We start from the raw sequence: 25356 nt of genomic DNA, 5'->3' as shown, positions 1-25356 counted from the left end.
GTCCCATGTCGCTCTACTCCCGCCTCGAACGCCGACTGGAGGCGAGCTCCGACGACGCCGGCCCCGTGCGCGGCACGTACTCGTCCGGCCGGATGCTCATGATCTGGCTCGCCGCGAACCTCGTCGTCACGACGCTGCTGACCGGCACGCTGTTCGTGCCCGACGTGCCCTACGGCCTCGTGCTCGGGCTCATCGTCGGCGGCACGGTCGTCGGCGCTGCCGTGCTCGTGCTCATCGGCGCGATCGGCACCCGCACGGGCCTGCCGACCATGGCGCTCACGCGCGGCCCGTTCGGCACCCGCGGCAGCCTGCTGCCGCTCGCCGCGAACGTGATCATCCTCATGGGCTGGAGCTGGGTGCAGGCGATGCTCGCCGGCATCTCGCTCGACTTCATCGTCGCGTCGGTCACGGGCTTCTCGAACCCGGTGATCTTCGCCGTGCTCTGCCAGACGATCGTCGTCGTGCTCGCGATCTTCGGCCACGCGGGGGTCGCGCGCGTCGAGCCGTGGTTCGCCGCGGTCATCCTCGCGATCGCCGCGTACGTCTTCATCGCGTCGTTCACGACCTTCGCGCCCGCCGACTTCGCCGCGATCCCCGGCAACCCGGAGGCGTTCTACACCCCGGGGCTGGTCTTCGACGTCGTGCTCGCGACCGCCATCTCGTGGACCGTGCTCTCGGCCGACTTCAACCGCTTCGCGCGGACGACCCGCGCCGGCGTCATCGGCTCGGGCATCGGCTACACGCTCTCGACCATCGTCTCGATGGCGCTCGGCGCGACGGCGATCGGCTACGTCGCCCTCAGCGGCGGCGAGGTCGTCGCGTTCGACCCGGTCACGATCATCGACGCCTTCGGCGTGCTGTTCGCGGTCGCGATCTTCCTCTCGGTGATGGCGACGAACACGATGGTCGTCTACGGCATGGTGACGTCGGTCATCAACGCGCTGCCCGGTCGGAAGGTGCCGTTCCTCGCCACCGCGCTCGTGCTCGGCGCCATCTCGATCGTCGGCTCGACGTTCTTCGGCCTGCTCGCGCAGTTCACGACCTTCCTCGTCACGATCAGCGCGCTCTTCGCGCCCGTGTTCGCGATCATGATCGTCGACTACTACCTGCTCAAGCGCCGCTCCTACGACGCCGACATCCTGCGGCCGACAGGGGGCCGCTACTGGTACTGGGCGGGCGTCAACTGGGTCGCGGTCGTCGCCTGGGCGATCGGCGCGACGCTCGCCTACGTGTGGGCGTACGTCTGGCCGCTCCCGATCGGCGCGACCGTGCCGGCGTTCATCGCGACCTTCGTCATCTACCTCGCGCTCTCGTTGCCGTTCCGCGGCAAGGTCGCGCCCGCGCCGGCCCTGCACCTGGCGGATGCGTCGTCGGATGCCCGCTGACGCGTCGAGGCTCGTCGACCTGAGCCACCCCATCCGCGACGGCATGCCGGTCTATCCCGGCGACCCCGAGGTGTGGATCGGGCCGGCGCTCACCGTCGACGCCGACGGGGTCGACGTCGCGGGCATCCGGATGGGCTCCCACACCGGCACGCACGTCGACGCGCCGTCCCACACGGTGCGCGGCGGCCGCACGATGGCCGACGTCGGGCTCGACGAGCTCGTCGGCGACGCGATCGTGCTGCGCGTGCCGGGGCTCGCCGACGGCGAGGTCTACGACTGGGATCGGCTCGAGGCGCACGGACCGCTGCCGGAGCGGCTGCCGTCGATCGTGCTCATCGACACCGGCTGGGCGCGCTGGTTCGACGACGAGCGTCGCACGCGGCATCCGGCGCTCGCCGCAGCCGCGGCCGAGGAGCTGCTGCGGCGCGGCATGCGCGTGCTCGGCGTCGACACGCTGAGCCCGGACGCGACGGCAGGCGGGGGAGCGGCGTTCCCGGTGCACGAGGCGGTGCTCGGGAGCGGCCGGCTCATCGTGGAGAACGTGGCCAACCTGGATGCCGTGCCCGACCGCGTGCGCGTCGGCTTCTTCCCGCTGCGCCTCGCGGGCGACGGCGCTCCGGTCCGCGCGGTCGCGTTCCTCGACTGATCGCCGTGCGGCTGAGTGGTCACTCCGGGGGTGAGTGGTCTCTGCGGTCGGTGAGTGGTCACTGCGGTGGGTGAGTGGTCACCGCGGTGGGTGAGTGGTCACCGCGGTAGGTGAGCGGTCACTCTGGGAGGTGAGCGGTCACTGCGGGACGTCAGTGGTCACTCCGGCACGTGAACCGCGAGTTTGCAGGGTGAGTTGCGTGGGCGGTGCGTGCGTCACACATCCGGGAGGTGGAAACGTCTGCGCGGTCGCCGGACGATGCCGTCCCTGATGCGCCGTTCATCGGCGCCAGTGACCTCTCGCGCGCGGAGCGACCGCTCAGCTGCGGGAGTGACCGCTCAGCTGCGGGAGTGACCGCTCAGCTGCGGGAGTGACCGCTCAGCTGCGGGAGTGACCGCTCAGGCGCGGGAGTGACCGCTCAGGCGCGGGAGTGACCACTCAGGCGCGGGAGTGACCACTCGGGTGCAGGAGGCTCCACCCGCCCGCGCGCAGCAACGACGAAGGGGACCCCCTCGGGGGTCCCCTTCGTGCAGCGGTCAGCTCAGAGCGACGCGGCAGCCTTCGTGATCGACGACTTGCGGTTCGCAGCCTGGTTGCGGTGGATGACACCCTTCGACACGGCCTTGTCGAGCTTGCGGCCGGCGATCGCGACCTTCTCCTGCGCGACGGCCTTGTCGCCGGCGGCGATGGCCTTGCGGGCCTCGCGCACGGCGGTCTTGAGCTCGCTCTTGACGGCGCGGTTGCGGAGCGTCGCCTTCTCGTTGGTGAGGATGCGCTTGATCTGCGACTTGATGTTCGCCACGTGGTGTCCTGTTCTGATTCGAAGAGTGGTTGGCGGCGGCTTCTGCTCGCCTGAGCCGCCGCGACCCGCCCTCGCGCGACGGGCGCGCAGAAGAAGGGGAAGCCAGCGAATGACTCTACCAGCGCGCGGTGGCCGGGCGCAACGCGGCCCCGCCCCTCCGCTGTGGGAGAATGGACCCTTCCGCACCGCACCCCTGCACCGCGTCACCGCGACCGCAGCGGCGCGGCGATCCCCAGCCGACGAGAAGGACCCGTGAGCCCCCGAGCGACCAAGGCACTCGAGCCAGCCTCCACCGATCCGGCGAAGATCCGCAACTTCTGCATCATCGCCCACATCGACCACGGCAAGTCGACCCTCGCGGACCGCATGCTGCAGCTCACCGGCGTCGTCGACGACCGTTCGATGCGCGCGCAGTACCTCGACCGCATGGACATCGAGCGCGAGCGCGGCATCACGATCAAGTCGCAGGCCGTGCGGATGCCGTGGGAGCTCGACGGCGAGACGTTCGCCCTCAACATGATCGACACCCCCGGCCACGTCGACTTCACGTACGAGGTCTCCCGCTCGCTCGCCGCGTGCGAGGGCGCGATCCTGCTCGTCGACGCGGCCCAGGGCATCGAGGCGCAGACCCTCGCCAACCTGTACCTGGCGATGGACAACGACCTCGAGATCATCCCGGTGCTCAACAAGATCGACCTGCCGGCCGCCGACCCCGAGAAGTACGCCGCCGAGATCGCGCGCCTCATCGGCGGCGACCCTGACGACGTGCTGCGCGTGAGCGGCAAGACCGGCATGGGCGTCGACGCCCTGCTCGACCGCGTCGTGCGCACCGTCCCTGCCCCGACGGGCGACGTCGACGGCCCCGCCCGCGCCATGATCTTCGACTCCGTCTACGACGCCTACCGCGGCGTCGTCACCTACGTCCGGATGGTCGACGGCACGCTGCGCCCGCGCGAGCAGGTCGTGATGATGTCGACCGGCTCGAAGCACGAGGCGCTCGAGGTGGGCGTCTCGAGCCCCGAGCCGCTGCCCTCGAAGGGCCTCGGCGTCGGCGAGGTCGGCTACCTCATCACGGGCGTGAAGGATGTGCGCCTGTCGAAGGTGGGCGACACCGTCACGACCGTGAAGTCGCCCGCCACCACGCCGCTCAAGGGCTACGCCGACCCGAAGCCGATGGTCTTCTCCGGCCTCTACCCGATCGACGGCAGCGACTACCCGGTGCTGCGCGAGTCGCTCGACAAGCTCAAGCTCTCGGATGCCGCGCTCGTCTACGAGCCCGAGACCTCCGTCGCGCTCGGCTTCGGCTTCCGCTGCGGCTTCCTGGGCCTGCTGCACCTCGAGATCATCTCGGAGCGGCTCGAGCGCGAGTTCGGCCTCGACCTCATCGCCACCGCGCCGAGCGTGCCGTACCAGGTGCAGACCGAGGACCGGCAGACGCACGTCGTCACGAACCCGAGCGAGTTCCCCGAGGGCAAGATCCTGTCGGTCGTCGAGCCGATGGTGCGCGCGACGATCCTCGCGCCGAAGGACTACGTCGGCGCGATCATGGAGCTCTGCCAGACGCGCCGCGGCACGCTCGGCGGCATGGAGTACCTCTCGGAGGACCGCGTCGAGCTGCGCTACCGGATCCCGCTCGGCGAGATCGTCTTCGACTTCTTCGACCAGCTGAAGTCGCGCACGCAGGGCTACGCCTCGCTCGACTACGAGGTCGACGGCGAGGAGGAGGGCGACCTCGTCAAGGTCGACATCCTGCTGCAGGGCGAGCAGGTCGACGCGTTCAGCGCGATCGTCCACCGCGACAAGGCCTACGCCTACGGCGTGCTCATGGCCGGCAAGCTGCGCGAGCTCATCCCGCGCCAGCAGTTCGAGGTGCCGATCCAGGCAGCGATCGGCGCGCGGATCATCGCGCGCGAGACGATCCGGGCCATCCGCAAGGACGTCCTCGCGAAGTGCTACGGCGGCGACATCACCCGCAAGCGCAAGCTGCTCGAGAAGCAGAAGGAGGGCAAGAAGCGCATGAAGATGGTCGGTCGCGTCGAGGTCCCCCAGGAGGCGTTCATCGCCGCGCTCTCGACCGGCGAGACGAAGAAGGACGCCAAGTGACGGCGGCAGCCCACGCGAGGAGGACAGCACTGTGAAGCCGATCGGCGAGCGCTCGACGAACTACGGCGCCGTGGGCGCCACCGCGCACTTCGACTTCCACCGGTTCCCGCCGAAGGGCTTCGAGGTCGTGCAGAAGCGCGCCCGCATCGGGCACGGCCGACCGCGCTACGACGCGGCCGTCGCGGCGCTCCGCACCTGGAAGATCCAGCGGCTCTCGGGCATCGAGGTCGACGTCGTCGGCACCGAGGAGGGCACCGTCTACCGCCCGGTGGGCTTCGAGGGCACCGAGGCGACGCGCGCGGCGAGCATCGAGCTGCAGCAGGACTTCGGCCCCGACGGCGAGCCGTTCCTGCAGCCGGGCGACTCCGTCGACCAGCGCATCCGCGTCGCCGGCATGCAGATCCACGCCCCGATGCGCGTGATCGCGGTCGAGGAGGAGCCGAGCACGCACGTCGTCATCGTCGGCTCGCTCGAGGGCCACCCGCTCGCGGGCGAGGAGCGCTTCACCGTCGAGATCGCCGAGGACGAGACCGTCTTCCTGCACTTCCGGGCCATCGTCCGGCAGGACGCCTGGTGGGCGCGGCTCGGCACGCCGTTCGCGCGGGCGCTCCGGCGCCGCTACCACGACCGGTTCATGGACGTGCTGCGCTCGATCGACGTCCGCTGACGATGGGGCGGCTGCCGGAGGGCGAGGCCGCGCCGACGGACGGCCGGCTGCCGGCGGGCACCGCTGTCGACGGCCCGTTCGGCGTCTACCTGCACGTGCCGTTCTGCTCGGTGCGGTGCGGCTACTGCGACTTCAACACCTACACGGCCGACGAGCTGCGCGGTGCGACGCGCGCCGGCTACCCCGACGACGTCGCCGCCGAGATCGCGCTCGCCGCGGCCTCGCTCGCCGAGCTCGGCCCGCTGCGACCTGCGCAGACGGTCTTCTTCGGCGGCGGCACGCCCACGCTGCTGCCGGCGGGCGACCTGCTCACGATGCTGGCGGGCGTGCGGGATGCCTTCGGGCTCGCCCCGGATGCGGAGGTCTCGGTCGAGGCGAACCCCGACTCGATCGACGCGGCCGGGCTCGCGCAGCTGCGCGCGGGCGGCGTCACGCGCGTCTCGTTCGGGATGCAGTCGGCCGTGCCGCACGTGCTCGCGGCGCTCGACCGCACGCACGACCCCGAGCGCGTGCCGCTCGTCGTCGGCTGGGCGCGCGACGCCGGCCTCGAGGTCTCCGTCGACCTCATCTACGGGGCGCCGGGGGAGTCGCTCGAGGACTGGCAGCGGTCGCTCGACGCCGCCGTCGCGATGGAGCCGGACCACATCTCGGCCTACGCGCTCATCGTCGAGGACGGCACCGCGCTCGCCCGGCGCATCCGCAAGGGCGAGCTGGTCGCGCCGGACGACGACCTGCAGGCCGCGATGTACGAGGCGGCGGATGCGACGCTCGGCGCCGCCGGGTTCGCCTGGTACGAGGTGTCGAACTGGGCGCGCGGCGACCGCGTCGCCCGGCACAACCTCGCCTACTGGCGGGGCCAGGACTGGTGGGGCTTCGGGCCCGGCGCGCACAGCCACGTCGGCGGCGTGCGCTGGTGGAACGTGAAGCATCCGGCCGCCTACCGCGACCGGCTGCTCGCCGGCGCCTCGCCCGCGCTCGCGCGGGAGGTGCTCGACGACGAGACGCGTCGCGTCGAGCGCGTGCTGCTCGAGTCGCGCATCGTCGACGGGCTGCCGATCACGCTGCTCGAGCCAGAGGGGCGCCGCGAGGTCGCCGGCCTCATCGCCGACGAGCTCATCGACGGAGGAGCCGCCCTCGCCGGCCGGGTGGTCCCGACGCTGCGAGGGCGGCTCCTGGCCGACGCGGTGGTGCGGCGGCTGCTGCCCTGAGGCTGCGGCCTACTTCACGAGCCGCCAGTTGAACGGGTAGCGGTACGAGCCGCCGCTGTTCACGCGCATGGCACCGACGATCGAGAAGATCACCTGGAGCAGGCCCGGCACCCACCAGAGGATGAGCAGGATGAAGCCGATCCCGACGAAGCTCAGGATGGTGCCGACGACGAGCAGTCCGACGGTGACGATCGTCATGAGGATGCCGAAGTTCAGCGCCTCCTTCGACTCCTGCCTCGCGAACGCGCTGCGGTCCTTGTAGATCATGTAGACGATGAGCGGCCCGACCCAGCCGCCGTAGCCGCCGGTGACGATCGTCGAGAGGCCGGAGAGGTGACCCCACATGCCGGCGTTCTTCTCGTCGACGGGCGACATGGGCGCGGCCGCCGCGTACTGCGGCTGCCCGGGGGCGCCGTACTGCGGCTGCTGGCCGTACTGCTGCGGCCCGCCGTACTGCTGTCCCGACTGCGGCTGGCCGTACTGCGGCTGGCCGTAGGGAGGCTGACCCGGCTGCGCCTGGCCGTACTGACCTTGCCCGTCCTGCCCCCGTCCATACTGGCCCTGGCCGTACTGCGGGGCGCTCGAGGCGGCGCCGCCGAACGGCTGCTCGCCGGGGCGAGGCGCGGCCGATGCGCCGCCTGACGAGTGCTGGCCCTGCTGCCACTCCTGGCCGGCCTGCGCGGCGCCGCCGAACGCGGGCTGCCCGGGCACGTCGCCGGGGGAGGAGAAGGACTGCGCGGGCTGGCCCACGCCGGGCGCGGGCGCCGCAGGAGCGCTCGGGGCGGCGTGCTGCTCGTCGGTGACGTCGAAGCCCTCCGGGTGCTCCGGGGGAACGGGCTGCTCCCCGCGGGGAGCGTTGGGATCGGTCATGGCATGCCTTTCGTGTCGGCCTCGCGGAGCGCGGGGCGTCGCGGGCCCATTGTGCGCCTGATCGGCTGTGCATGGCATCCAAGACTTTTCGCCGCTCGCGGTAGGATTGGCAGTCAGACGACGGGAGTGCCAAGGGGTGCGTCCACAGCGGATGCGTCCCCACCGGACGAGAGGAGCGCGGATGGTCTCGGATCGCGGCCTCGATGTGCTGCGGGCGATCGTGCAGGACTACGTGGCCATGCGCGAGCCCGTGGGCTCCAAGTCGATCGTCGAGCGCCACGCGTTCGGCGTCTCCGCCGCCACCATCCGCAACGACATGGCGCTCCTCGAGGAGGAGGAGCTCATCGTCGCACCGCACACGTCCTCCGGACGCGTGCCCACGGACAAGGGCTACCGGGTGTTCGTCGATCGGCTGCAGCGCATGCAGCCGCTCACGGCCGCGCAGCGCGTGGCCATCACGCGCTTCCTCGACGAGGCCGTCGACCGCGACGACGTGCTCGCGCGCACCGCCCGACTGCTCTCGAGCCTCACGAACCAGGTCGCGCTCGTCCAGGTGCCGATGCGCCGCCCCGCGGGGGTGCGCCGCGTCGAGCTCGTCGCGGTCGCCGAGACGCGGCTGCTCGCGGTGCTCATCCTCGACTCCGGCCGCGTCGAGCAGCGAGTGCTCGACGCGCAGCAGCGCATCGAGCCCGAGCAGGCCACCGCGCTCGGCCGCGCCTTCACCGAGACCACCGCCGAGCTGCCGCCGGCCGAGGCCGTCCAGCGGCTGTCGTCGGCAGCCGCATCCGCTCCGCCGTCGCTGCACGCTGCCACCTCGGCGGTCGCGACCGCGCTGACCGAGATGCTGCAGGCCGCCGGTGGCGACCGCATCGTGATGGCGGGCGCCTCGCACCTCGTGCGCGAGGAGCGCGACTTCCACGGCCGGGTGACCCCGGTGCTCGACGCGATCGAGGAGCAGGTCACGCTGCTGCGCCTCTTCGACGAGATGGGCGCGGAGGGCGAGGTCGCGACCCGCATCGGGCGCGAGCTCTCGGGCCCGCTCGGCGAGGCGGCCGTCGTGGCGTCGACCTACAGCGACTCGAGGCTCGAGGGGCATGTGGGCGTGCTGGGCCCGACCCGGATGGACTACGCAGGGAACATGGCCGCGGTGCGCGCAGTTGCGCGCTACCTGACGCGGCTGCTGAGCGAGGACTGAGTGACTGACCACTACGAGACCCTCGGCGTCGCGCGCGACGCCGGCCAGGACGAGATCAAGAAGGCGTACCGCCGACTGGCTCGCGAGCTGCACCCGGACGTGAACCCGAGCGCCGACGCGGCGGAGCGGTTCAAGACCGTCACGCACGCGTACGACGTGCTCGGCGACGCCCAGTCGCGGGCCGAGTACGACCGCGGGCCGTCGGCGGGAGCCGGAGCCTTCGGGTTCGGCGACATCTTCGAGCAGTTCTTCGGCGGCGGTGGCCGCTCGCAGGGCCCGCGGTCGAGGCGCCAGCCGGGGCAGGACAGCCTGCTGCGCGTCGACCTCGACCTCGCCGACGTCGTCTTCGGCGTGCACCGCGAGCTGCGCGTGCAGACGGCCGTGCTGTGCGAGACGTGCGGCGGGGCGTGCACCGCGCCCGGCACGAGCCCCGAGCGCTGCACGATGTGCGGCGGCTCGGGCCACGTGCAGCGGCAGGTGCGCTCGCTGCTCGGCAACGTCGTGACGAGCCAGCCGTGCGCCGTCTGCCAGGGGTACGGCAGCGTCATCCCCGAGCCCTGCCCGACGTGCGCCGGCCACGGCCGCGTGCGCGCCGAGCGCAGCATTCCGGTCGACATCCCCGCGGGCGTCGACACCGGCCTGCGCATCCAGATGCCCGGCCAGGGCGAGGTTGGCGAGGCCGGCGGACCGGCAGGCACGCTCTACCTCGAGGTGAACGTGCGCCACCACGACGTGTTCAGCCGTTCGGGCGACGACCTGCTCGGCACCCTCGAGGTGTCGATGCCGGATGCGGCGCTCGGTGCGCGCGCGACCGTCGAGGCGATCGACGGGCCCGTCGAGGTCGAGGTGCGTCCCGGCACGCAGTCCGGCGACGTCATCACGATCGGCGACCGCGGCGTCACGCGCCTGCGCGGCGCCGGCCGCGGCGACCTGAAGCTCGGCGTGCAGGTCGTGACGCCGCAGCGCGTCGACCGTCGCACCGAGGAGCTGCTGCGCGAGCTGCGCGACCGCACGAAGGCGCCCGCGCCGCACCTCGCGCAGTTCAAGCAGGGGCTGTTCGCGAAGATGCGCGACCGCCTCCGCCTCTGATGGCCCACTGCTACTGGCACGACGAGCTCGAGGGCTCGGTCGCCGGCGACGTGGTGACGCTCACCGGCGAGGAGGCGCACCACGCCGCCGTCGTCTCCCGCATGCGACGCGGCGAGCGCGTGCTCGTGAGCGACGGCCGCGGCACGCTCGCCGAGGGCGTGATCGACCGCGCCGAGAAGGACGGTGTCGACGTGGTGCTGCACCGCATCGAGCACGTGCCGCCGCCCACGCCGCGCATCGCGCTCGCGCAGGCGCTCGCCAAGGGCGATCGCGCCGAGCTCGCCGTGCAGGCGTCGACCGAGCTGGGCGTCGACGTGATCGTGCCCTGGCAGGCGCGCAGGAGCGTCGTGCAGTGGAAGGGCGACCGCGGCGAGAAGTCGCTCGACCGCTGGCGCCGCGTGGTGCGCGAGGCGGGCAAGCAGGCGCTCCGCCCGCGGCTGCCCGAGGTCGTGCCGGTCGTGGACGCCGACGGGCTCGCGCAGCTCGGCTTCGCGTGGCGCCCGGTCGTGCTCGACCCCACCGCGGAGGCGTCGCTCGCCGACGTGCCGCTCGATCGCGACATCCTGCTCATCGTCGGGCCGGAGGGCGGCATCGACCCGGCCGAGATGGAGCGGCTCGAGGCCGCGGGCGGCGTGCGCGTGCGGATGGGCGACCACGTGCTCCGGACGTCGACGGCGGGGCTCGCGGCGATCGCCGCCCTCAGCGTGCGACTCGGCCGCTGGTGAGCGGCGCGAAGGTAGGCTGACTGCCATGGCTGAGCCCACCGTCTTCGAGAAGATCATCGCCCGAGAGATCCCCGCCGAGATCGTGCTCGAGACCGATCGCATCATCGCGTTCACCGACATCCACCCCCAGGCGCCCATGCACGTGCTCGTCGTGCCCAAGACGCCCGCGTACCGCGACGTCGTCGAGCTGGCGGCCGCCGAGCCGGAGCTGCTCGCCGAGATGATCCAGGCCGCGCAGGCCATCGCGCGCGAGCGCGGCGACGGCGGCGACTTCCGCCTCGTGTTCAACACCGGCGAGCTCGCCGGCCAGACCGTGTTCCACGCCCACGCGCACGTGCTCGCGGGCTCCTTCGGAGAGGGCTCGCTTGCCTGACGCATCACAGTCCATCGAGATCGACGGCATCGAGATGGTGCGGCTGCTGGGGCCGCAGGACCGGCTGCTGACGCGGCTCGAGCACGAGCACCCGGACGTGCGCGTCGCCGTGCGCGGCAACCTCGTCACGCTCGAGGGCCCGGAGGACGACGTGCTCGTCGCGGGTCGGCTCGTGCAGGAGCTCGTCGACATGCTGCGCCAGGGCGCCGACCTCAGCCAGACCGAGGTCGCCGAGGGCACGCGCATCCTGCGCCAGGACTCGACCCGCAGCCTGTCCGACGCGATGGGCGAGGCGATCCTCACGTCGCGCGGCAAGTCCGTGCGGCCGAAGACGGAGGGCCAGCGCGCCTACGTCGACGCGATCGATCAGCACACGATCGTCTTCGGCATCGGCCCCGCCGGCACCGGCAAGACCTACCTCGCGATGGCGAAGGCCGTGCAGGCCCTCCACCGCAAGGAGGTCGACCGCATCATCCTCACCCGGCCGGCGGTCGAGGCGGGCGAGCGGCTCGGCTTCCTGCCGGGCACGCTCACCGACAAGATCGACCCCTACCTGCGCCCGCTCTACGACGCCCTCAACGAGATGATGGACCCGGAGCTCGTGCCCAAGCTGCTCGCGACCGGCGTCGTCGAGGTCGCGCCGCTCGCCTACATGCGCGGGCGCACGCTCAACAGCTCGTTCATCGTGCTCGACGAGGCGCAGAACACCAGCCCCGAGCAGATGAAGATGTTCCTCACCCGCCTCGGCTTCGGCTCGCAGATGGTCGTCACCGGCGACGCGACGCAGGTCGACCTGCCGGCGGGCACCTCCGGGCTGCAGGTCGCGCAGCAGGTGCTGGGACGCATCGAAGACATCCACTTCTCGATGCTCACGAGCGCCGACGTGGTGCGCCACACGCTCGTCGGCGAGATCGTCGACGCCTACACCGAGCACGACCAGCGGCAGATGGCGAAGCAGGCCCGCAAGGCGCAGGGACCGCACCACCAGCAGCGCGGACGGGGTCGCTGATGGCGATCGACCTGCTCAACGAGACCGAGGCATCCGTCGACGAGGCGCAGCTCGTGCGGCTCGTCGCGTTCGACCTCGAGCGGCTCTTCGTGCACCCGGATGCCGACGTCTCGATCGTGCTCGTCGACGTCGCGGCGATGGAGCAGCTGCACGTGCAGTGGATGGACGAGCCCGGCCCCACCGACGTGCTCTCGTTCCCGATGGACGAGCTGCGCCCCGGCGCGCACGACCGGCTGACGCCGGCCGGCCTGCTCGGCGACATCGTGCTGTGCCCCGAGGTCGCGCAGGCGCAGGCGACCGAGGCGGGGCACAGCCTCATGACCGAGCTGCGGCTGCTGACGACCCACGGGCTGCTGCACCTGCTCGGCTTCGACCACGCGGAGCCCGCCGAGCGCGACGAGATGTTCACGCTCCAGGACAAGCTGCTCGCGGGCTTCGAGGAGCACGACGCCGGGACGCCCGGCCGCACCCCCTGATGTTCGAGATCCTGCTCTTCCTCGCCGCGGCCGTACTCATCGCCTTCGGCGCCTGGCTCGCCGCGGCCGATGCCGCGCTCGGCGTGGTCTCGCGCGCCGAGCTGCAGGAGGCGGCCGTCACCGCCCGACGCGGCTCCGCGATGCTCTCGATCGCCGACGACCTCCGCGGCCACGTCATGACGCTGCAGTTCGGCCGCATCATGTGCGAGACGATCGCCGCGGTGCTCATCACGCTCGGCGTCGACTCGCTCGTCACGGAGTGGTGGATCACGCTGGCCGTCGCGGCCGGGGTGATGATCGTCGTCTCGTTCGTGCTCGTCGGCACGAGCCCCCGCGCCGTCGGCCGCACGCACGCGATCGCGCTGCTGCGCGCATCCGCCAGGTTCCTGCGCTTCTGGCGCGTGCTCATGGGTCCGATCGCGAGTCTCATCGCGACCGTCGGCGACAAGATCACGCCGGGGCGCCAGCGCGAGACCGCCTTCACGACCGAGGCGCAGCTGCTGTCGATGGTCGACGCGGCCGCCGAGTCGGACGTGCTCGAGGACGACGACCGCGAGCTCATCCACTCGATCTTCGAGTTCAACGAGACGCTCGTGCGCGAGGTCATGGTGCCGCGGCCCGACATGATCACCGTCGACCGCGACGCGACCGCGAAGGATGCGCTGCGGCAGTTCCTCGACAACGGCCTGTCGCGCATGCCGGTGGTGGGGGAGTCGACCGACGAGATCCTCGGCATCCTCTACCTCCGCGACGTCGTGCGGAGCCGCACGTGGCGACCGGAGGCGACCGAGACCGCCGAGGAGCTCGCGCGCCCGGCCATCCTCGTGCCCGAGTCGAAGAAGGGCGACGACACGCTCGCGCTCATGCAGGCCGAGCGCGTGCACGTCGCGATGGTCGTCGACGAGTACGGCGGCATCGCCGGGCTCGTGACGCTCGAGGACCTCGTCGAGGAGCTCGTCGGCGAGATCCGCGACGAGCACGACCGCGGCCGCGCCGAGGTCGTCGACGAGGGAGAGGGCGTGTGGCGGGTCTCCGCCCGCCTGCAGATCGACGAGCTGGGCGACCTGTTCGACCTCACGCTCGACGACGAGGACGTCGACACCGTCGGCGGCCTCGTGCAGAAGGAGCTGGGGCGCATCGCGGAGGTGGGCGACGTCGTGCACGTCGGCGACCTGCGCATCGCGGTGCGCTCGATCGACGGCCGGGGCCGCAACGCCGGCGAGATGGAGGTCTCGCGCATGGTGCGCGCCGACCACGAGGCCGAGGGGGCCGCTTGATGGACGACACCGCAGACCCCGGGTTCGACTCCGGCGCCCAGGGCCAGCGCGACGCCGCGCACCGCAGCGGCTTCGTGACCTTCGTCGGCCGCCCGAACGCGGGCAAGTCGACGCTCATGAACGCGATCGTCGGCGAGAAGATCGCCATCACGTCGTCGAAGCCGCAGACCACGCGGCACGCGATCCGCGGCGTCGTGCACCGGGACGACGCGCAGCTCGTCATCGTCGACACCCCGGGCATGCACAAGCCGCGCACGCTGCTGGGCAAGCGACTCAACGCCGTCGTGCAGACGACGCTCGGCGACGTCGACGTGATCTGCCTGTGCGTGCCGGCGAACGAGCCGCTCGGGCCGGGCGACCGCTTCATCGACCAGCAGCTCGAGGGGTTCCCGAGGGCGAAGAAGGTCGCGGTCGTGACGAAGACCGACGCCGCGTCGAAGCAGCGCGTCGCCGAGCAGCTGCTCGCCGTCACAGAGCTCCGCGAGTGGGACGCGGTCGTGCCGCTGTCGTCACTGCAGGGCACCCAGCTCGACGTGCTCGTCGACACCCTCGTCGGCCTGCTGCCGCAGGGACCGCCCCTCTACGAGGCCGAGACGACCACCGAGGAGCCGCTCGACATCCGCATCGCCGAGCTCATCCGCGAGGCGGCGCTCGAGGGCGTGCGCGACGAGCTGCCGCACTCGATCATGGTGACGATCGACGACATCGTGCGGCGGGAGGATCGCGAGCTCACCGACGTCTACGCCAACCTGTGGGTCGAGCGCGACAGCCAGAAGGGCATCGTGATCGGCAAGGGCGGCTCGCGGCTTCGCCAGGTGGGGGCGGATGCGCGTGCCGAGATCGAGCGCATCGTCGGCACGCAGGTGCACCTCGACCTGCGCGTGAAGATCGCGAAGGAGTGGCAGGGCGACCCGAAGCAGCTGGGCCGCTTCGGCTTCTAGCCAACCGCTGGTCGAGCAGCCCGCGAAGCCCTCTCCGCTGGTCGAGCACCACGCGAAGCTCTCTTGCTGCTCGAGCAGCCCGCGAAGCCCTCTTGCTGGTCGAGTAGCACGCGAAACCCTCTTGCTGGTCGAGTAGCCCGCGAAGCGCGCGTATCGAGACCACGCCGCTCCGCTGCTCGAGCAGCCCGCGAAGCGCACCCTGCTGGTCGAGTAGCACGCGAAGCGCGCGTATCGAGACCACGCCATCCCGCTGGTCGAGTAGCACGCGAAGCGCGCGTATCGAGACCACGCCCTGCGAACCGCCCCTACGCCGCCCGGAACAGGTAGTTCCGCGTGCCGAGCACGACCCGCTCCGCGGCCCGCCATCCGCCGTCGCGCCACGTCTGCATCGCGTAGCCCCGCTCGCGCAGCATCCCGCTCACCTCGTCCGCCGTGCGTCCGTAGCGGCCGAGGTGGCGGTCCTCGATCTCGAGCAGCAGCGCGGGCATGTCGCGCTCGAGCACGCGCGCGGCGCCGTGCAGCACCTCGGGCTCGAAGCCCTCGACGTCGGCCTTGATGAAGTGCACGCGCTCGATCGCGTGCTCGGCGCAGACGTCGTCGATCGTCGTCACCGGCACGTGGATGCGTCGCGGCGCGGGCCCAGCGGTCGGCGCCGGCGCCGCGAGGCGGTCCGCCAGGTGCGCGTGCCCGCTGATCCGCACGCCGTAGCGCGACGGCAGCACGAGCGGCAGGTGGCCGGCGCGGCGGCCCATCCCGTGGTCGGACAGTCGCACGTGCGCCGCGCCCACCGCGCGACGCATCGCCGCGAGCACCGCGCGCGGTCGCGGCTGCGGCTCGAAGCTGTGCACGGCGCCGTGCGGCCCGACGAGCTCCGCCAGCGGGAACGTGTACATCCCGTAGGCGGCGCCCACGTCGAAGCACACGTCGCCGGCGCGCACGAGGTGGTGCAGGCCGCGGATCTCGGGCTCGACCATCCGCAGCCGCGCCGCGGCGCGCAGCGATGCAGCGGCGAGGGCGAGCCGACCACGGCCGGGCGCGCGCTCGGCGCGTCGCGGCGACGTCTCGACGGTGATCTCGTCCACGGGGCCTCGGTCCTCTGGTGGTGGCTGCGCCGGTGCAGAGGCTGAGCATATCCATGCGGACGCACCCGCCCGTGAAGGCGCCGCTTCGTGACCGCCTCCGCCGAGCGGATGATTCCCGGGCGCCGCGCGCGCCCCGCGCGTGCCGCCGACCTACGCTGGATCGCGTGACCACCCTCCCGATCGCCGATCCGACCGCGCCCGTCGCGGCACCGGCGATCGAGCATGGGTCGCTCCGGTCCGACGCGATCATCGCCGCCGTCACGGCACTCGTGCTCGCGGTGCCGACGCTGCTCCTCGGCACGGTCGGCTACGGCTGGCACTGGATCATGGCGGGCGTCGTCGCGCTCGCGATCCCCGGCGCGATCCTGCTGCGACGCTCGCGGCCCGTGCTCGCGATCGCCGGGCTCACCGCGCTCGCCGCCGTGCACGTCGCGGTCGCCGCACCGATGTTCCCGATGTGGTTCGGCGTGCTCGTGCTGCTCTACTCCGCCGGCCGCTTCTCGCGCTGGTCGGGGCGGCTCGCCGCCTTCGGGCTGTCGCTCGTCGCGTCGGTGCTCGCGGCCTACTGGATCACGACCACCGGCGGCCTCGCGGGATTCGCGCCGGGGGAGCCGGTGCCGCTCGGCGAGACCGTTCGGCTCGTCGCGTTCCTGTGGATCCCGCCGATGCTGCTGTTCTCGATGACGATCCTCGTGGGCTGGGGCGTCGCCGCCGCGGCGCGCACCGAGGCGGCGACGGTCGTCGCCCAGGTGTCGCTGCAGCGCGCCGACCAGGAGGAGGAGCGCGCCGCCCTCGCACGCGACATGCACGACGTCGTCGCGCACTCGCTCGCCGTCGTCATCGCCCAGGCCAACGGCGCGCGCTACACGGCCGACCCTGCCGCGAAGGACGCATCCCTCGAGACGATCGCGGGCACCGCCAAGCAGGCGCTCGGCGACGTGCGGCTGCTGCTGGCGCAGCTGCGCCACAGCGAGGCGCCGGATCCGGTGGCGTCGCTCGACGACGTCGACGCGCTCATCGAGCGGATGCGCGACAGCGGCCTCGACGTGCGGCTCGAGCGGGTGGGTGCGCGGTTCGCGCTGCCGCGCACGGCGGACATCGCCGCCTACCGCATCCTGCAGGAGGCGCTCACGAACGCGCTCCGCCACGGCGACCGCACCGGCCCGGTGCACGTGCGGATGCGCGGCGTCGCGTTCCCAGGCGGGACGGGCATCGTGGTCGACGTGCACAACCGCGTCCTCAGCACGCCGGGCATCGCCGGCCACGGGGTGCGCGGCATGCACGAGCGCGCCCGGCTCTCGGGCGGCGAGCTCTGGACCGGCATCGAGGACGGCTGGTTCCGCGTGCGCGCGGCCTTCCCGGCGGGCGTCGCATGATCCGCGTGCTCATCGTCGACGACCAGGCGCTGTTCCGCGGCGGCATCCGGATGCTCGTCGAGTCGCAGCCCGACCTCGTGTGCGTCGGCGAGGCCGCCGACGGCGCGCAGGCCGTGCGCCTGGCGGAGGAGCAGCAGCCCGACGTCGTGCTCATGGACGTGCGGATGCCCGTGCTCGACGGCATCTCGGCGACCGACCGCATCGTGCGGGCGAACCCCGGCATCCGCGTCGTCGTGCTCACGACGTTCGACCTCGACGAGGCGGCGGCGCGGGCGATCCGGGTCGGCGCCTCCGGCTTCATCCTCAAGGATGCGGAGCCCGAGCTCGTGCTCGCGGCGATCCGCACCGTGCACGCCGGCAACGAGGTCGTCGCCGCGAGCGCGACGCGTGCGCTGTTCAAGGCGTTCGGCCGTCAGCGGCGGACGGCCCCCGCGGCGTTCGGCGAGCTCACCGACCGCGAGCGCGAGATCTTCGCGCTGGCGGCGAAGGGGCTGTCGAACACCGAGATCGCGCGCTCCGAGTTCGTGTCGGAGGCGACCGTGAAGACGCACATCTCGCGGATCCTCGCGAAGCTCGGGCTGCGCGACCGCGTGCAGCTCGTGGTCTTCGCCTACGAGCACGGGCTCGTGGGCGACCAGCAGGCCTGAGGGCGGATCATCCGCTCGGATGACCGGGAGTCGGCCTGCAGCCCGACGACGCGCCGCGCGCCGCCGCGTTGACTGATGAGCATGCACCAGCACGCACTCCGGCTCCGCGCCGTCACGAAGCGCTTCGGCCTCGGCGACGCATCCGTCACCGCCCTCGACCACCTCGACCTCGAGATCGCCCCCGGCACGCTCACCGCCGTCATGGGGCAGTCCGGCTCCGGCAAGTCGACCCTCCTCCACCTCGCCGCAGGCCTCGACGCGCCCACCTCCGGCGATGTCGTCATCGGCGGCACCTCCGTCGTGGGGCTCGACGACGACGCGCTCACGGCGCTCCGCCGCCGAGAGGTCGGCGTCGTCTTCCAGTCGTTCAACCTCGTCCCGAGCCTCACCGCGCTCGAGAATGTGCAGCTGCCCGCGTTGCTCGCCGGCCACGAGCCCGACGGCGCGCGCATCCGCACGCTGCTCGACGACCTCGGCATCGCCGGCCTCGCGGCCCGCCGCCCGCACGAGCTCTCGGGCGGTCAGCAGCAGCGCTTCGCCATCGCCCGCGCGCTCGCGCACCGCCCCGCGATCGTGCTCGCCGACGAGCCGACCGGCGCGCTCGACAGCGCCACCTCGCTCGAGGTGCAGGAGATCCTCGTCGCCCAGGCCGCCGCCGGCCAGGCGATCGTCGTCGTCACGCACGACCCCGCGGTGGCGGCTCGCGCCGAGCGCGTCGTGCTGCTGCGCGACGGCCGCATCGACGACGACCTGCCGGCGACGGATGCCGCCACCATCGCCCAGCGGATGCTGCGGCGCGTCGACGTGATGGACCCCGTCCCGGCCGCTGGACCCCGGATCTCGGGTCCGGCAGCCGGGATCGGGTCCACGAGCGGCCGCGACATCGACGGCGGCTCGCGATGACCGCGTCGCTCGCGGCGGCGGACGCACCCGTGGCAGCGCCCCGCACCGCGCGTGCCGCGACCGCGTCCTCGCGCACCGGCGCAGTGCTCGCCTTCGCGGTCGCCGCGCTCGCCGCCGCCTTCGGCACCGCGCTCTCGACGCTCATGGAGCACGCCGCGCTCGCCCTCTACGGCGAGCGGATGGTCGCCGAGAGCGAGACGGCGCGGCTGCTGCTCGCGCTCGCCGGCACGCTGCTCATCGGCGTCTCGGTCGTCGTCGCCGCGATCGTCGTCCGCCAGGCGCTCACGAGCGCCGTCGAGGACCTGCGTGGCGAGATCGCGCTGCGCCGCCTGCTCGGCGCCACCGCGCGCGCGGAGCGGCGACGGATGCTCGGCCGCTTCGTCGGCGTTGGCGTGGGTGGCGCCGCGCTCGGCTGGGGCGTCGGCGTGCTCGCCACGATCCCGGTCGAGGCGCTGCTCTCGCAGCTCTCCGGCGGCTTCGAACTCGTCGGCATGCCCCCGGTCATGCCCGCCGCCATCGTGCCGGCAGCGGCGGTGGCCGTCGCGGCCGCCGTCGCCGCGTGGCTCGCGACCGGCGCGGTGCTCGCCGTCACCCCGCTCGAGGCGCTCCGCGGCTCGGGCGTCGACGCCGAGACCACCGGGCGCCGACCGCGCCGCGCCGTGGCGCTCGCCGCGCTCGCCATCGCTGCGCTGCTCCTCGCGGGCGCCGTCCTGCTCGGCGCCGTCACACCGCTCGCGGTGCTCGTCGGCTTCGCCGGTGGGGTCGTGCTCGTCGTCGGCATCGTCGGCATCGCGCCGGTCGTCGCCCCGCCGCTCGTCGCACTCGCCGGCCGTGCCATGGGGCGCTCGGTGCCGGCGCGCGTCGCCGCGGGCACGCTCGCGACGCATCCGGGCCGCACGGCATCGCTCGTGCTCGCGCTCTTCGTCGGTGCCGCGATCGTCACGATGATGGTGACCGCCGGCGCGTCGCTGACGACCGCCGTGCTCACCATCGAGCGCGACCCGGTGTTCCGCGCCGAGCTCGAGGCGCTGCTCACCGGCGTGACGACCGTCGTCACGGCGATCGTCGGGTTCTCGGCAGTGCTCGGCGTGCTCGGCTTCGTCGCCGCGATGCTGCTGTCGGTGCGCCGCCGCACCCGCGAGATCGGCCTGCTGCGGATGCTCGGCATGCGTCGCGCGCACACCATGCGGATGCTGCTGGCCGAGGCGGGCGCCATCACGATCGTCGCCGTGACGACCGGCTTCGCCATGGGCGTGCTGCTCGGCTGGATCGGCGTGCAGTCGATGGTGGGCTCGGTGCTCGGGGTCGTCTCGACCGCGCCGACGATCCCGTGGCAGCTGCCGGTCGCGCTCGCGATCGCCGGACTCCTCGTCGCTGCGACGGCGAGCTGGCCCGCCGGCCGGCGCGCGTCGCGCATCGCGCCGCTCGCCGCCGTCGCGGCCGACTGACCCGCCGCGGCGCCACTACCACCCCTGCCCCACCCTGCCCGGGAGGGGCGGGGGTGTACGCTGGCCCCATGCAGAGCGCGCTGCTCCTTCGTCGCCGCGACGAGGCCTGACCCCGGGCTTCCTCGTCGCGGAGGCCGTCCTGCCCGGACACGAGAGCAGCGACAGGAGCGAACGATGAAGAACATGCAGCAGCCGAGCGGGATGCCGGCGCACCGCTACACCCCGTACCACGAGCAGATCCGGGTCGACCTCCCCGACCGGACGTGGCCGACGAAGCGCATCGAGCGCGCGCCCCGCTGGTGCGCCGTCGACCTCCGCGACGGCAACCAGGCGCTCATCGACCCGATGACCCCCGACCGCAAGCTGATGATGTTCCAGCTGCTGGTGCGGATGGGCTACAAGGAGATCGAGGTCGGGTTCCCGTCCGCGAGCCAGCTCGACTTCGACTTCGTGCGCAAGCTCATCGACGAGGACCTCATCCCCGACGACGTCACCATCCAGGTGCTGACGCAGTGCCGCGACCACCTCATCCGCCGCACGTTCGAGTCGATCGACGGCGCCAAGCAGGCGATCGTGCACATCTACAACTCGACGAGCGTGCTGCAGCGCGACGTCGTCTTCCGCTCCGACCGCGAGGGCGTCAAGCAGATCGCCGTCGACGGCGCGAAGCTGTGCCTCGAGCTCGAGGGCATGCTCGAGCGCACGCAGGTCTTCTACGAGTACAGCCCGGAGTCGTACACCGGCACCGAGCTCGACTACGCCGTCGAGGTCTGCAACGCGATCATCGAGACGTTCGACGCGCGCCCCGAGCGCCCGGTCATCATCAACCTGCCCGCGACCGTCGAGATGGCGACGCCCAACGTCTACGCCGACTCGATCGAGTGGATGCACCGCAACCTCGCGCGCCGCGACTCCGTGATCCTGTCGCTGCACCCGCACAACGACCGCGGCACGGGCATCGCGGCGGCGGAGCTCGGCTACATGGCCGGCGCCGACCGCATCGAAGGCTGCCTGTTCGGCAACGGCGAGCGCACCGGCAACGTCGACCTCGTCGCGCTGGGCCTCAACCTGCTGACGCAGGGCATCGACCCCGAGATCGACTTCTCCGACCTCGACGGCATCCGCCGGGTCGCCGAGCACTGCAACCAGCTCAAGGTGCACGAGCGCAGCCCCTGGGCAGGCGACCTCGTCTACACCGCCTTCTCGGGCTCCCACCAGGACGCCATCAAGAAGGGCTTCGAGCGGATGGCCGAGGATGCGGCCGCGCAGGGCAAGAGCGTCGACGAGATCACCTGGGCCGTGCCCTACCTGCCGATCGACCCGAAGGACGTCGGCCGCAGCTACGAGGCCGTCATCCGGGTGAACTCGCAGTCGGGCAAGGGCGGCGTCGCCTACCTGCTGAAGGCCGACCGCGGGCTCGACCTGCCGCGCCGCCTGCAGATCGAGTTCTCGAACATCGTGCAGGGCCGCACCGACAGCGAGGGCGGCGAGGTCACGAGCGACGCGATCTGGACGATCTTCAGCGACGAGTACTTGCCCAACCCGTCGCGCGAGGCGGAGGACCAGTGGGGCCGCTTCGAGCTGCGCGAGGTCGGCTCGTCGTCGTCGCTCGGCGGCGAGACGCGCCTGACGGTCGTGCTGCGCGACGAGCAGACGCTGCGCGACGTCGAGTCGGCCGGCAACGGCCCGATCGATGCCCTGCTGTCGCTGCTGCGCGCCGAGGGCGTCGAGGTCTCGCTCATCGACTACGTCGAGCACACGCTCGCCGAGGGCCAGGACGCCCAGGCGGCGTCCTACGTCGAGCTCGAGCTCGGCGGGGTGCGCTACTGGGGCGTCGGCATCGACCACTCGTCGACGAACGCGTCGCTGCGGGCGATCGTCTCGGCCGTGAACCGCGGGCTGCGCGCCGCAGGCCCCGTGCAGGCGGAGGAGCGCGCGACCGCCGAGCACGTCTCCGCCTAGTGCCCACGTACCGCGACGAGGGGGTCGTCCTCCGCACCCACCAGCTGGGGGAGGCCGACCGCATCGTCACGCTGCTGACGCGCGAGCACGGCAAGGTCCGTGCCGTCGCCCGCGGCGTGCGGCGCACCTCGTCGCGGTTCGGGGGCCGGCTCGAGCCCTTCATGGTCGCCGACCTGCAGCTCGCGGTCGGCCGCAGCCTCGACATCGTCACGCAGGCGGTGACGCTCGGCAGCTACGCGCCGGTGATCGTCGCCGACTACCGCAGCTACACCGCGGCGGCCGCGATGGTCGAGACGGCCGACCGGCTCACCGACGAGGACGCCTCCCGGCAGCAGTACCTGCTGCTCGTCGGCGCCCTGCGGTCGCTCGCGCGCCAGGAGCACGACCCGTCGCTGACGCTCGACTCCTACCTGCTGCGGGCGCTCTCGGTCGCCGGATGGGCGCCCTCGTTCGGCGACTGCGCCGTCACCGGCGAGCCGGGTCCGCACCGCGCCTTCGTGCCGCGGCTGGGCGGCATGGTCGCCGACCAGGCGGCGCCCCCGGGGTCGCTGCGCATCGACGAGCCGACGCTCGACCTGCTGTCGGCGCTGCTGACGGGGGACTGGGCGCACGCGGAGGCCGCCCACCAGGGTGTCCGTACCCGCGCATCCGGTGCCGTCGCCGCCTACGTGCAGTGGCACCTCGAGCGCGGCCTGCGCAGCCTCGAGCACGTCGATCGCGGCGTGCAGTGAGCGAGCCGCTGCGGCCCGTCGACTGGACGGGCGAGCACCCGCCGGCCTACGAGCCGGGCACCGTGCCCGCGCACGTCGCGATCATCATGGACGGCAACGGCCGCTGGGCGAACCAGCGCGGGCTCACGCGCACGCAGGGCCACGCCGCCGGCGAGGCCGTGCTGCTCGACGTCGTCGCGGGCGCGCTGCAGGCGGGCGTGCAGCACCTGTCGGTCTACGCCTTCTCGACCGAGAACTGGAAGCGCAGCCCCGACGAGGTGCGCTTCCTCATGGGCTTCAACAAGGACGTGCTGCGCCGCCGCCGCGACCAGCTCGACGCCTGGGGCGTGCGCGTGCGCTGGGCCGGGCGCCGGCCGCGGCTCTGGACCTCGGTGATCCGCGAGCTCGAGGAGGCGGAGCGCCGCACGGCCGGCAACTCGACGATGACGCTGCAGATGTGCGTGAACTACGGCGGCACGCACGAGATCGCGGATGCGGTGCGCTCGATCGCCGACGACGTCGCGGCCGGGCGGCTCAAGCCCTCCGGCGTGACCGATCGACTCGTGCGCAGCCGCATGTACAACCCCGACGTGCCGGACGTCGACCTCTACATCCGCTCGTCCGGCGAGCAGCGCATCTCGAACTTCCTCACGCTGCAGGGGGCCTACGCCGAGATGGTGTTCCTCGACCGGCTGTGGCCCGACTTCACGCGCCGCGACCTGTGGCGGGCGCTCGACGTCTACACCGGGCGGGACCGCCGCTTCGGCGGCGCCGTCGACGCGCCCAAGGCGTGATGCGCCGCGCGATCGCCGCCGCGGCGGCCGTGCTGCTCGCAGTGGTCGGATGCGCGCCGGCCGATCCCGAGCCGGCGCCGGCGGGCGCGTTCGACGAGGCTGCCTTCGCCGCGCTCTGGGCCGAGGCCGAGGCGGGCGGGCTCGACTACCAGCTCGGCGGCGCGTACGAGCCGGGCGACGGCGTGACCGTGGTCGTGCGCGACCGCGAGGCGGCGCCCGCGGGCGTCGCGATCGACGTCTGCTACGTGAACGGCTTCCAGACGCAGCCGGGCGAGCTCGACTGGTGGCTCAGCGAGCACCCCGAGCTGCTGCTGCGCGGCGACGACGGCGAGCCGGTGGTCGATCCGGCTTGGCCCGACGAGCGCATCCTCGACACGTCGACGGCCGTCGCGCGCGACGCGGTCGCCGGCGTCGTCGGCGGCTGGATCGACGGCTGCGCCGACGCCGGCTACGAGGCGGTCGAGCTCGACAACCTCGACTCGTGGACGCGCGCCGACGGTCTCGACGCGGAGGGCAACCTGGCGCTCGCGGCGCTGCTGACCGCCCGCGCGCACGAGGCGGGCATCGCGGTGGCGCAGAAGAACGCGCTCGAGGCGGGCGACGCCGGGCCCGCCGCTGGCTTCGACCTCGTGGTCACCGAGGAGTGCGCGCGCTTCGACGAGTGCGACGACTACGGCGCGCTCTACGAGCGCCACCTCGCGGTCGAGTACGAGGGCGAGCTGCCCGAGGGCGGCTTCGCGGCCGTGTGCGAGCGCGCGGACCAGCCGCCGCTCACGGTGCTCCGCGACCTCGACCTCACGACGCCGGACGACCCGGCCCACGTCCTCGAGCGCTGCTGACCGACCTCATCCGCCGAACTTCCCCGAACTCGGGGTTTTCGAGCCGAGAACCCGGAGTTTCGGGAAGCTCGGCGCTCCGCACTCGGCGGCGGGGCCGCGCGTCAGTTGAGCCGGGCGCGCCAGGGGTGGTCGTCGGCGAGGCGCTCGGCGAGCCACGCGCGCGCGTCGGCGTCGAGCGAGGGCAGCGCCTCGTCGAGCCACGCGACGTCGACGTGCTCCGCAGCCGCGTAGGCCAGCACGATCTGCGGCTTCGCGAAGCGGATGCCGTCGACCGTCACGAGCGCATCGTCCAGCGGCATCGTCACGGCCGTGTCGCGGCGGAACCGCCACGACTCGCTGTCGCTCGGGTCGAGGAGCACCTCGTACTCCCACTGGCCGTAGGCGCTGTGGCGCAGCCAGATGCTCGTCGTGCCGATCGGCAGCACGTCGGAGTCGTGGGGGAGCAGCGGCTTGAGCGCGCCCTGGAACGTGGACCACAGCTGCCACTTGCCGCCGAGCCAGCCGCGCAGGAGGCTGAGCTCGCTGCGGGGGATGACGATGTCGAGGTCGCCGTGCTCGCGCCGGCGGCCGGTCGCGACGTCGATCGCCCAGCTGCCGCCGATCCACCACGCACCGGAGTAGCCGTCGAGCAGCTCGGCTGCATCGCTGGGCCAGCGCTCCGCCCAAGCCCCGTAGAGCTCCCGCCGCTCCTCGCTCCGCATCAAGCCTCCTCGCACGCGATCGGGGCGCTGACGCCCCGAGGGATGAGCCTATCCCAGCGCCGTCTCGCCCCACGTGCACACCGGCGCCGGCGTGCGCCGCGATCGCGCCCCGCGCTCGGTAGAATCGA

The 25356-nt window shown here is 72.7% G+C and carries 25 protein-coding genes; 21 read left to right on the top strand and 4 right to left on the bottom strand.

Features of this window, described 5'->3' with window-relative positions; all coding sequences use genetic code 11:
• The first annotated feature begins 5 nt into the window (after nucleotides 1–5).
• Together ACVWW9_RS13680 and ACVWW9_RS13675 are read left to right on the top strand one after the other, a co-directional pair.
• Complete coding sequence (locus ACVWW9_RS13680) at nucleotides 6–1385, top strand: purine-cytosine permease family protein (protein ID WP_456515933.1); 1380 nt, start codon at nucleotides 6–8, stop codon at nucleotides 1383–1385.
• On the top strand, nucleotides 1375–2031 hold the full coding sequence (locus ACVWW9_RS13675; RefSeq protein WP_456515932.1) for a cyclase family protein: 657 nt from the start codon (nucleotides 1375–1377) through the stop codon (nucleotides 2029–2031). Before ACVWW9_RS13680 ends, ACVWW9_RS13675 begins: the two co-directional genes overlap by 11 nt.
• Before the next feature lie 541 nt (nucleotides 2032–2572).
• Here the strand turns inward: ACVWW9_RS13675 and rpsT are convergent.
• The gene (gene rpsT / locus ACVWW9_RS13670; protein WP_123698118.1) at nucleotides 2573–2833 is read right to left on the bottom strand and encodes a 30S ribosomal protein S20; all 261 of its coding nucleotides are present in this window, start codon (nucleotides 2831–2833) and stop codon (nucleotides 2573–2575) included.
• A 252-nt stretch (nucleotides 2834–3085) separates the two neighbouring features.
• Here rpsT and lepA point away from each other — a divergent pair, with 252 nt between their 5' ends.
• From lepA to hemW, 3 genes are read left to right on the top strand one after another with little or no spacing between them, the layout of a single operon-like run.
• The gene (gene lepA, locus ACVWW9_RS13665; RefSeq protein WP_123698117.1) at nucleotides 3086–4936 is read left to right on the top strand and encodes a translation elongation factor 4; all 1851 of its coding nucleotides are present in this window, start codon (nucleotides 3086–3088) and stop codon (nucleotides 4934–4936) included.
• 31 nt (nucleotides 4937–4967) lie between these two features.
• Nucleotides 4968–5603 (top strand): DUF1990 family protein, encoded by a 636-nt coding sequence (locus ACVWW9_RS13660; protein ID WP_456515931.1) that lies wholly within the window; start codon nucleotides 4968–4970, stop codon nucleotides 5601–5603.
• A 2-nt stretch (nucleotides 5604–5605) separates the two neighbouring features.
• Nucleotides 5606–6811: a radical SAM family heme chaperone HemW gene (gene hemW, locus ACVWW9_RS13655; protein ID WP_456515930.1), complete on the top strand. Its 1206-nt coding sequence runs from the start codon at nucleotides 5606–5608 to the stop codon at nucleotides 6809–6811.
• A 9-nt stretch (nucleotides 6812–6820) separates the two neighbouring features.
• On the opposite strand, the gene ACVWW9_RS13650 is transcribed toward hemW, so the two are convergent.
• The gene (locus ACVWW9_RS13650; RefSeq protein ID WP_456515929.1) at nucleotides 6821–7681 is read right to left on the bottom strand and encodes a DUF4870 domain-containing protein; all 861 of its coding nucleotides are present in this window, start codon (nucleotides 7679–7681) and stop codon (nucleotides 6821–6823) included.
• A gap of 181 nt (nucleotides 7682–7862) precedes the next feature.
• On the opposite strand from ACVWW9_RS13650, the gene hrcA reads away from it, so the two are divergent.
• From hrcA to era, 8 genes are read left to right on the top strand one after another with little or no spacing between them, the layout of a single operon-like run.
• On the top strand, nucleotides 7863–8876 hold the full coding sequence (gene hrcA / locus ACVWW9_RS13645; protein ID WP_123698113.1) for a heat-inducible transcriptional repressor HrcA: 1014 nt from the start codon (nucleotides 7863–7865) through the stop codon (nucleotides 8874–8876).
• Nucleotides 8877–9965, top strand: a complete 1089-nt coding sequence (locus ACVWW9_RS13640; protein WP_354260357.1) for a DnaJ C-terminal domain-containing protein — start codon at nucleotides 8877–8879, stop codon at nucleotides 9963–9965. It abuts the gene before it with no gap.
• On the top strand, nucleotides 9965–10690 hold the full coding sequence (locus ACVWW9_RS13635) for a 16S rRNA (uracil(1498)-N(3))-methyltransferase (protein WP_354260359.1): 726 nt from the start codon (nucleotides 9965–9967) through the stop codon (nucleotides 10688–10690). Before ACVWW9_RS13640 ends, ACVWW9_RS13635 begins: the two co-directional genes overlap by 1 nt.
• A 25-nt stretch (nucleotides 10691–10715) precedes the next feature.
• Nucleotides 10716–11063, top strand: coding sequence for a histidine triad nucleotide-binding protein (locus ACVWW9_RS13630; protein ID WP_123698110.1), 348 nt, complete (start codon nucleotides 10716–10718; stop codon nucleotides 11061–11063).
• Between the two features lie 34 nt (nucleotides 11064–11097).
• The gene (locus ACVWW9_RS13625; protein ID WP_456516038.1) at nucleotides 11098–12072 is read left to right on the top strand and encodes a PhoH family protein; all 975 of its coding nucleotides are present in this window, start codon (nucleotides 11098–11100) and stop codon (nucleotides 12070–12072) included.
• Nucleotides 12072–12548, top strand: coding sequence for an rRNA maturation RNase YbeY (gene ybeY / locus ACVWW9_RS13620; RefSeq protein WP_123698109.1), 477 nt, complete (start codon nucleotides 12072–12074; stop codon nucleotides 12546–12548). Before ACVWW9_RS13625 ends, ybeY begins: the two co-directional genes overlap by 1 nt.
• Entirely contained in the window at nucleotides 12548–13825 is a 1278-nt protein-coding gene (locus ACVWW9_RS13615; protein ID WP_456515928.1) for a hemolysin family protein, read from the top strand. The genes ybeY and ACVWW9_RS13615 overlap by 1 nt, the downstream gene beginning before the upstream one ends.
• Nucleotides 13825–14766, top strand: coding sequence for a GTPase Era (gene era, locus ACVWW9_RS13610; protein WP_456515927.1), 942 nt, complete (start codon nucleotides 13825–13827; stop codon nucleotides 14764–14766). Before ACVWW9_RS13615 ends, era begins: the two co-directional genes overlap by 1 nt.
• A 305-nt stretch (nucleotides 14767–15071) precedes the next feature.
• Here the strand turns inward: era and ACVWW9_RS13605 are convergent, their stop codons facing one another.
• Nucleotides 15072–15848: an FkbM family methyltransferase gene (locus ACVWW9_RS13605; protein WP_456515926.1), complete on the bottom strand. Its 777-nt coding sequence runs from the start codon at nucleotides 15846–15848 to the stop codon at nucleotides 15072–15074.
• A 164-nt stretch (nucleotides 15849–16012) separates the two neighbouring features.
• Between ACVWW9_RS13605 and ACVWW9_RS13600 the strand changes: the two genes are divergently transcribed.
• The 8 genes from ACVWW9_RS13600 to ACVWW9_RS13565 all read left to right on the top strand — a co-directional run bounded on the left by ACVWW9_RS13600 (nucleotide 16013) and on the right by ACVWW9_RS13565 (nucleotide 24527).
• Nucleotides 16013–17224 (top strand): histidine kinase, encoded by a 1212-nt coding sequence (locus ACVWW9_RS13600; protein ID WP_456515925.1) that lies wholly within the window; start codon nucleotides 16013–16015, stop codon nucleotides 17222–17224.
• A complete protein-coding gene (locus ACVWW9_RS13595; RefSeq protein ID WP_123698103.1) occupies nucleotides 17221–17871 on the top strand; it encodes a response regulator in 651 nt (216 codons plus the stop codon). Before ACVWW9_RS13600 ends, ACVWW9_RS13595 begins: the two co-directional genes overlap by 4 nt.
• A gap of 81 nt (nucleotides 17872–17952) precedes the next feature.
• The gene (locus ACVWW9_RS13590; RefSeq protein WP_456515924.1) at nucleotides 17953–18774 is read left to right on the top strand and encodes an ABC transporter ATP-binding protein; all 822 of its coding nucleotides are present in this window, start codon (nucleotides 17953–17955) and stop codon (nucleotides 18772–18774) included.
• Nucleotides 18771–20222: an ABC transporter permease gene (locus tag ACVWW9_RS13585; protein WP_456515923.1), complete on the top strand. Its 1452-nt coding sequence runs from the start codon at nucleotides 18771–18773 to the stop codon at nucleotides 20220–20222. Before ACVWW9_RS13590 ends, ACVWW9_RS13585 begins: the two co-directional genes overlap by 4 nt.
• A 174-nt stretch (nucleotides 20223–20396) precedes the next feature.
• On the top strand, nucleotides 20397–22184 hold the full coding sequence (gene leuA, locus ACVWW9_RS13580; RefSeq protein WP_456515922.1) for a 2-isopropylmalate synthase: 1788 nt from the start codon (nucleotides 20397–20399) through the stop codon (nucleotides 22182–22184).
• Nucleotides 22184–22915 carry a DNA repair protein RecO gene (gene recO, locus ACVWW9_RS13575; RefSeq protein WP_456515921.1) on the top strand — a complete coding sequence of 244 codons (732 nt, stop codon included), beginning with the start codon at nucleotides 22184–22186 and terminating at the stop codon, nucleotides 22913–22915. Before leuA ends, recO begins: the two co-directional genes overlap by 1 nt.
• Complete coding sequence (locus tag ACVWW9_RS13570) at nucleotides 22912–23688, top strand: isoprenyl transferase (protein ID WP_354260377.1); 777 nt, start codon at nucleotides 22912–22914, stop codon at nucleotides 23686–23688. Before recO ends, ACVWW9_RS13570 begins: the two co-directional genes overlap by 4 nt.
• Complete coding sequence (locus ACVWW9_RS13565) at nucleotides 23688–24527, top strand: endo alpha-1,4 polygalactosaminidase (RefSeq protein WP_456515920.1); 840 nt, start codon at nucleotides 23688–23690, stop codon at nucleotides 24525–24527. The genes ACVWW9_RS13570 and ACVWW9_RS13565 overlap by 1 nt, the downstream gene beginning before the upstream one ends.
• A 101-nt stretch (nucleotides 24528–24628) precedes the next feature.
• On the opposite strand, the gene ACVWW9_RS13560 is transcribed toward ACVWW9_RS13565, so the two are convergent.
• Complete coding sequence (locus ACVWW9_RS13560) at nucleotides 24629–25228, bottom strand: nucleotidyltransferase domain-containing protein (protein WP_456515919.1); 600 nt, start codon at nucleotides 25226–25228, stop codon at nucleotides 24629–24631.
• Nucleotides 25229–25356: the final 128 nt, after the last annotated feature.

This window comes from Agrococcus sp. UYP33 (assembly GCF_054060915.1).
The sequence above is the reverse complement of the archived record's forward strand: the minus strand, read 5'-3'. Positions and strand labels throughout refer to the sequence as shown.

Bases quoted from the DNA above. Each gene is read 5' to 3' on its own strand.
- ACVWW9_RS13635 (WP_354260359.1), top strand. From the start codon at position 9,965: ATGGCCCACTGCTACTGGCACGACGAGCTCGAGGGCTCGGTCGCCGGC.
- ybeY (WP_123698109.1), top strand. From the start codon at position 12,072: ATGGCGATCGACCTGCTCAACGAGACCGAGGCATCCGTCGACGAGGCG.
- era (WP_456515927.1), top strand. From the start codon at position 13,825: ATGGACGACACCGCAGACCCCGGGTTCGACTCCGGCGCCCAGGGCCAG.
- ACVWW9_RS13675 (WP_456515932.1), top strand. From the start codon at position 1,375: ATGCCCGCTGACGCGTCGAGGCTCGTCGACCTGAGCCACCCCATCCGC.
- ACVWW9_RS13625 (WP_456516038.1), top strand. From the start codon at position 11,098: ATGGTGCGGCTGCTGGGGCCGCAGGACCGGCTGCTGACGCGGCTCGAG.
- ACVWW9_RS13650 (WP_456515929.1), bottom strand. From the start codon at position 7,681: ATGACCGATCCCAACGCTCCCCGCGGGGAGCAGCCCGTTCCCCCGGAG.
- ACVWW9_RS13565 (WP_456515920.1), top strand. From the start codon at position 23,688: ATGCGCCGCGCGATCGCCGCCGCGGCGGCCGTGCTGCTCGCAGTGGTC.
- ACVWW9_RS13595 (WP_123698103.1), top strand. From the start codon at position 17,221: ATGATCCGCGTGCTCATCGTCGACGACCAGGCGCTGTTCCGCGGCGGC.
- ACVWW9_RS13590 (WP_456515924.1), top strand. From the start codon at position 17,953: ATGCACCAGCACGCACTCCGGCTCCGCGCCGTCACGAAGCGCTTCGGC.
- hrcA (WP_123698113.1), top strand. From the start codon at position 7,863: ATGGTCTCGGATCGCGGCCTCGATGTGCTGCGGGCGATCGTGCAGGAC.
- ACVWW9_RS13680 (WP_456515933.1), top strand. From the start codon at position 6: ATGTCGCTCTACTCCCGCCTCGAACGCCGACTGGAGGCGAGCTCCGAC.
- ACVWW9_RS13615 (WP_456515928.1), top strand. From the start codon at position 12,548: ATGTTCGAGATCCTGCTCTTCCTCGCCGCGGCCGTACTCATCGCCTTC.
- hemW (WP_456515930.1), top strand. From the start codon at position 5,606: ATGGGGCGGCTGCCGGAGGGCGAGGCCGCGCCGACGGACGGCCGGCTG.
- ACVWW9_RS13630 (WP_123698110.1), top strand. From the start codon at position 10,716: ATGGCTGAGCCCACCGTCTTCGAGAAGATCATCGCCCGAGAGATCCCC.
- ACVWW9_RS13585 (WP_456515923.1), top strand. From the start codon at position 18,771: ATGACCGCGTCGCTCGCGGCGGCGGACGCACCCGTGGCAGCGCCCCGC.
- leuA (WP_456515922.1), top strand. From the start codon at position 20,397: ATGAAGAACATGCAGCAGCCGAGCGGGATGCCGGCGCACCGCTACACC.
- ACVWW9_RS13560 (WP_456515919.1), bottom strand. From the start codon at position 25,228: ATGCGGAGCGAGGAGCGGCGGGAGCTCTACGGGGCTTGGGCGGAGCGC.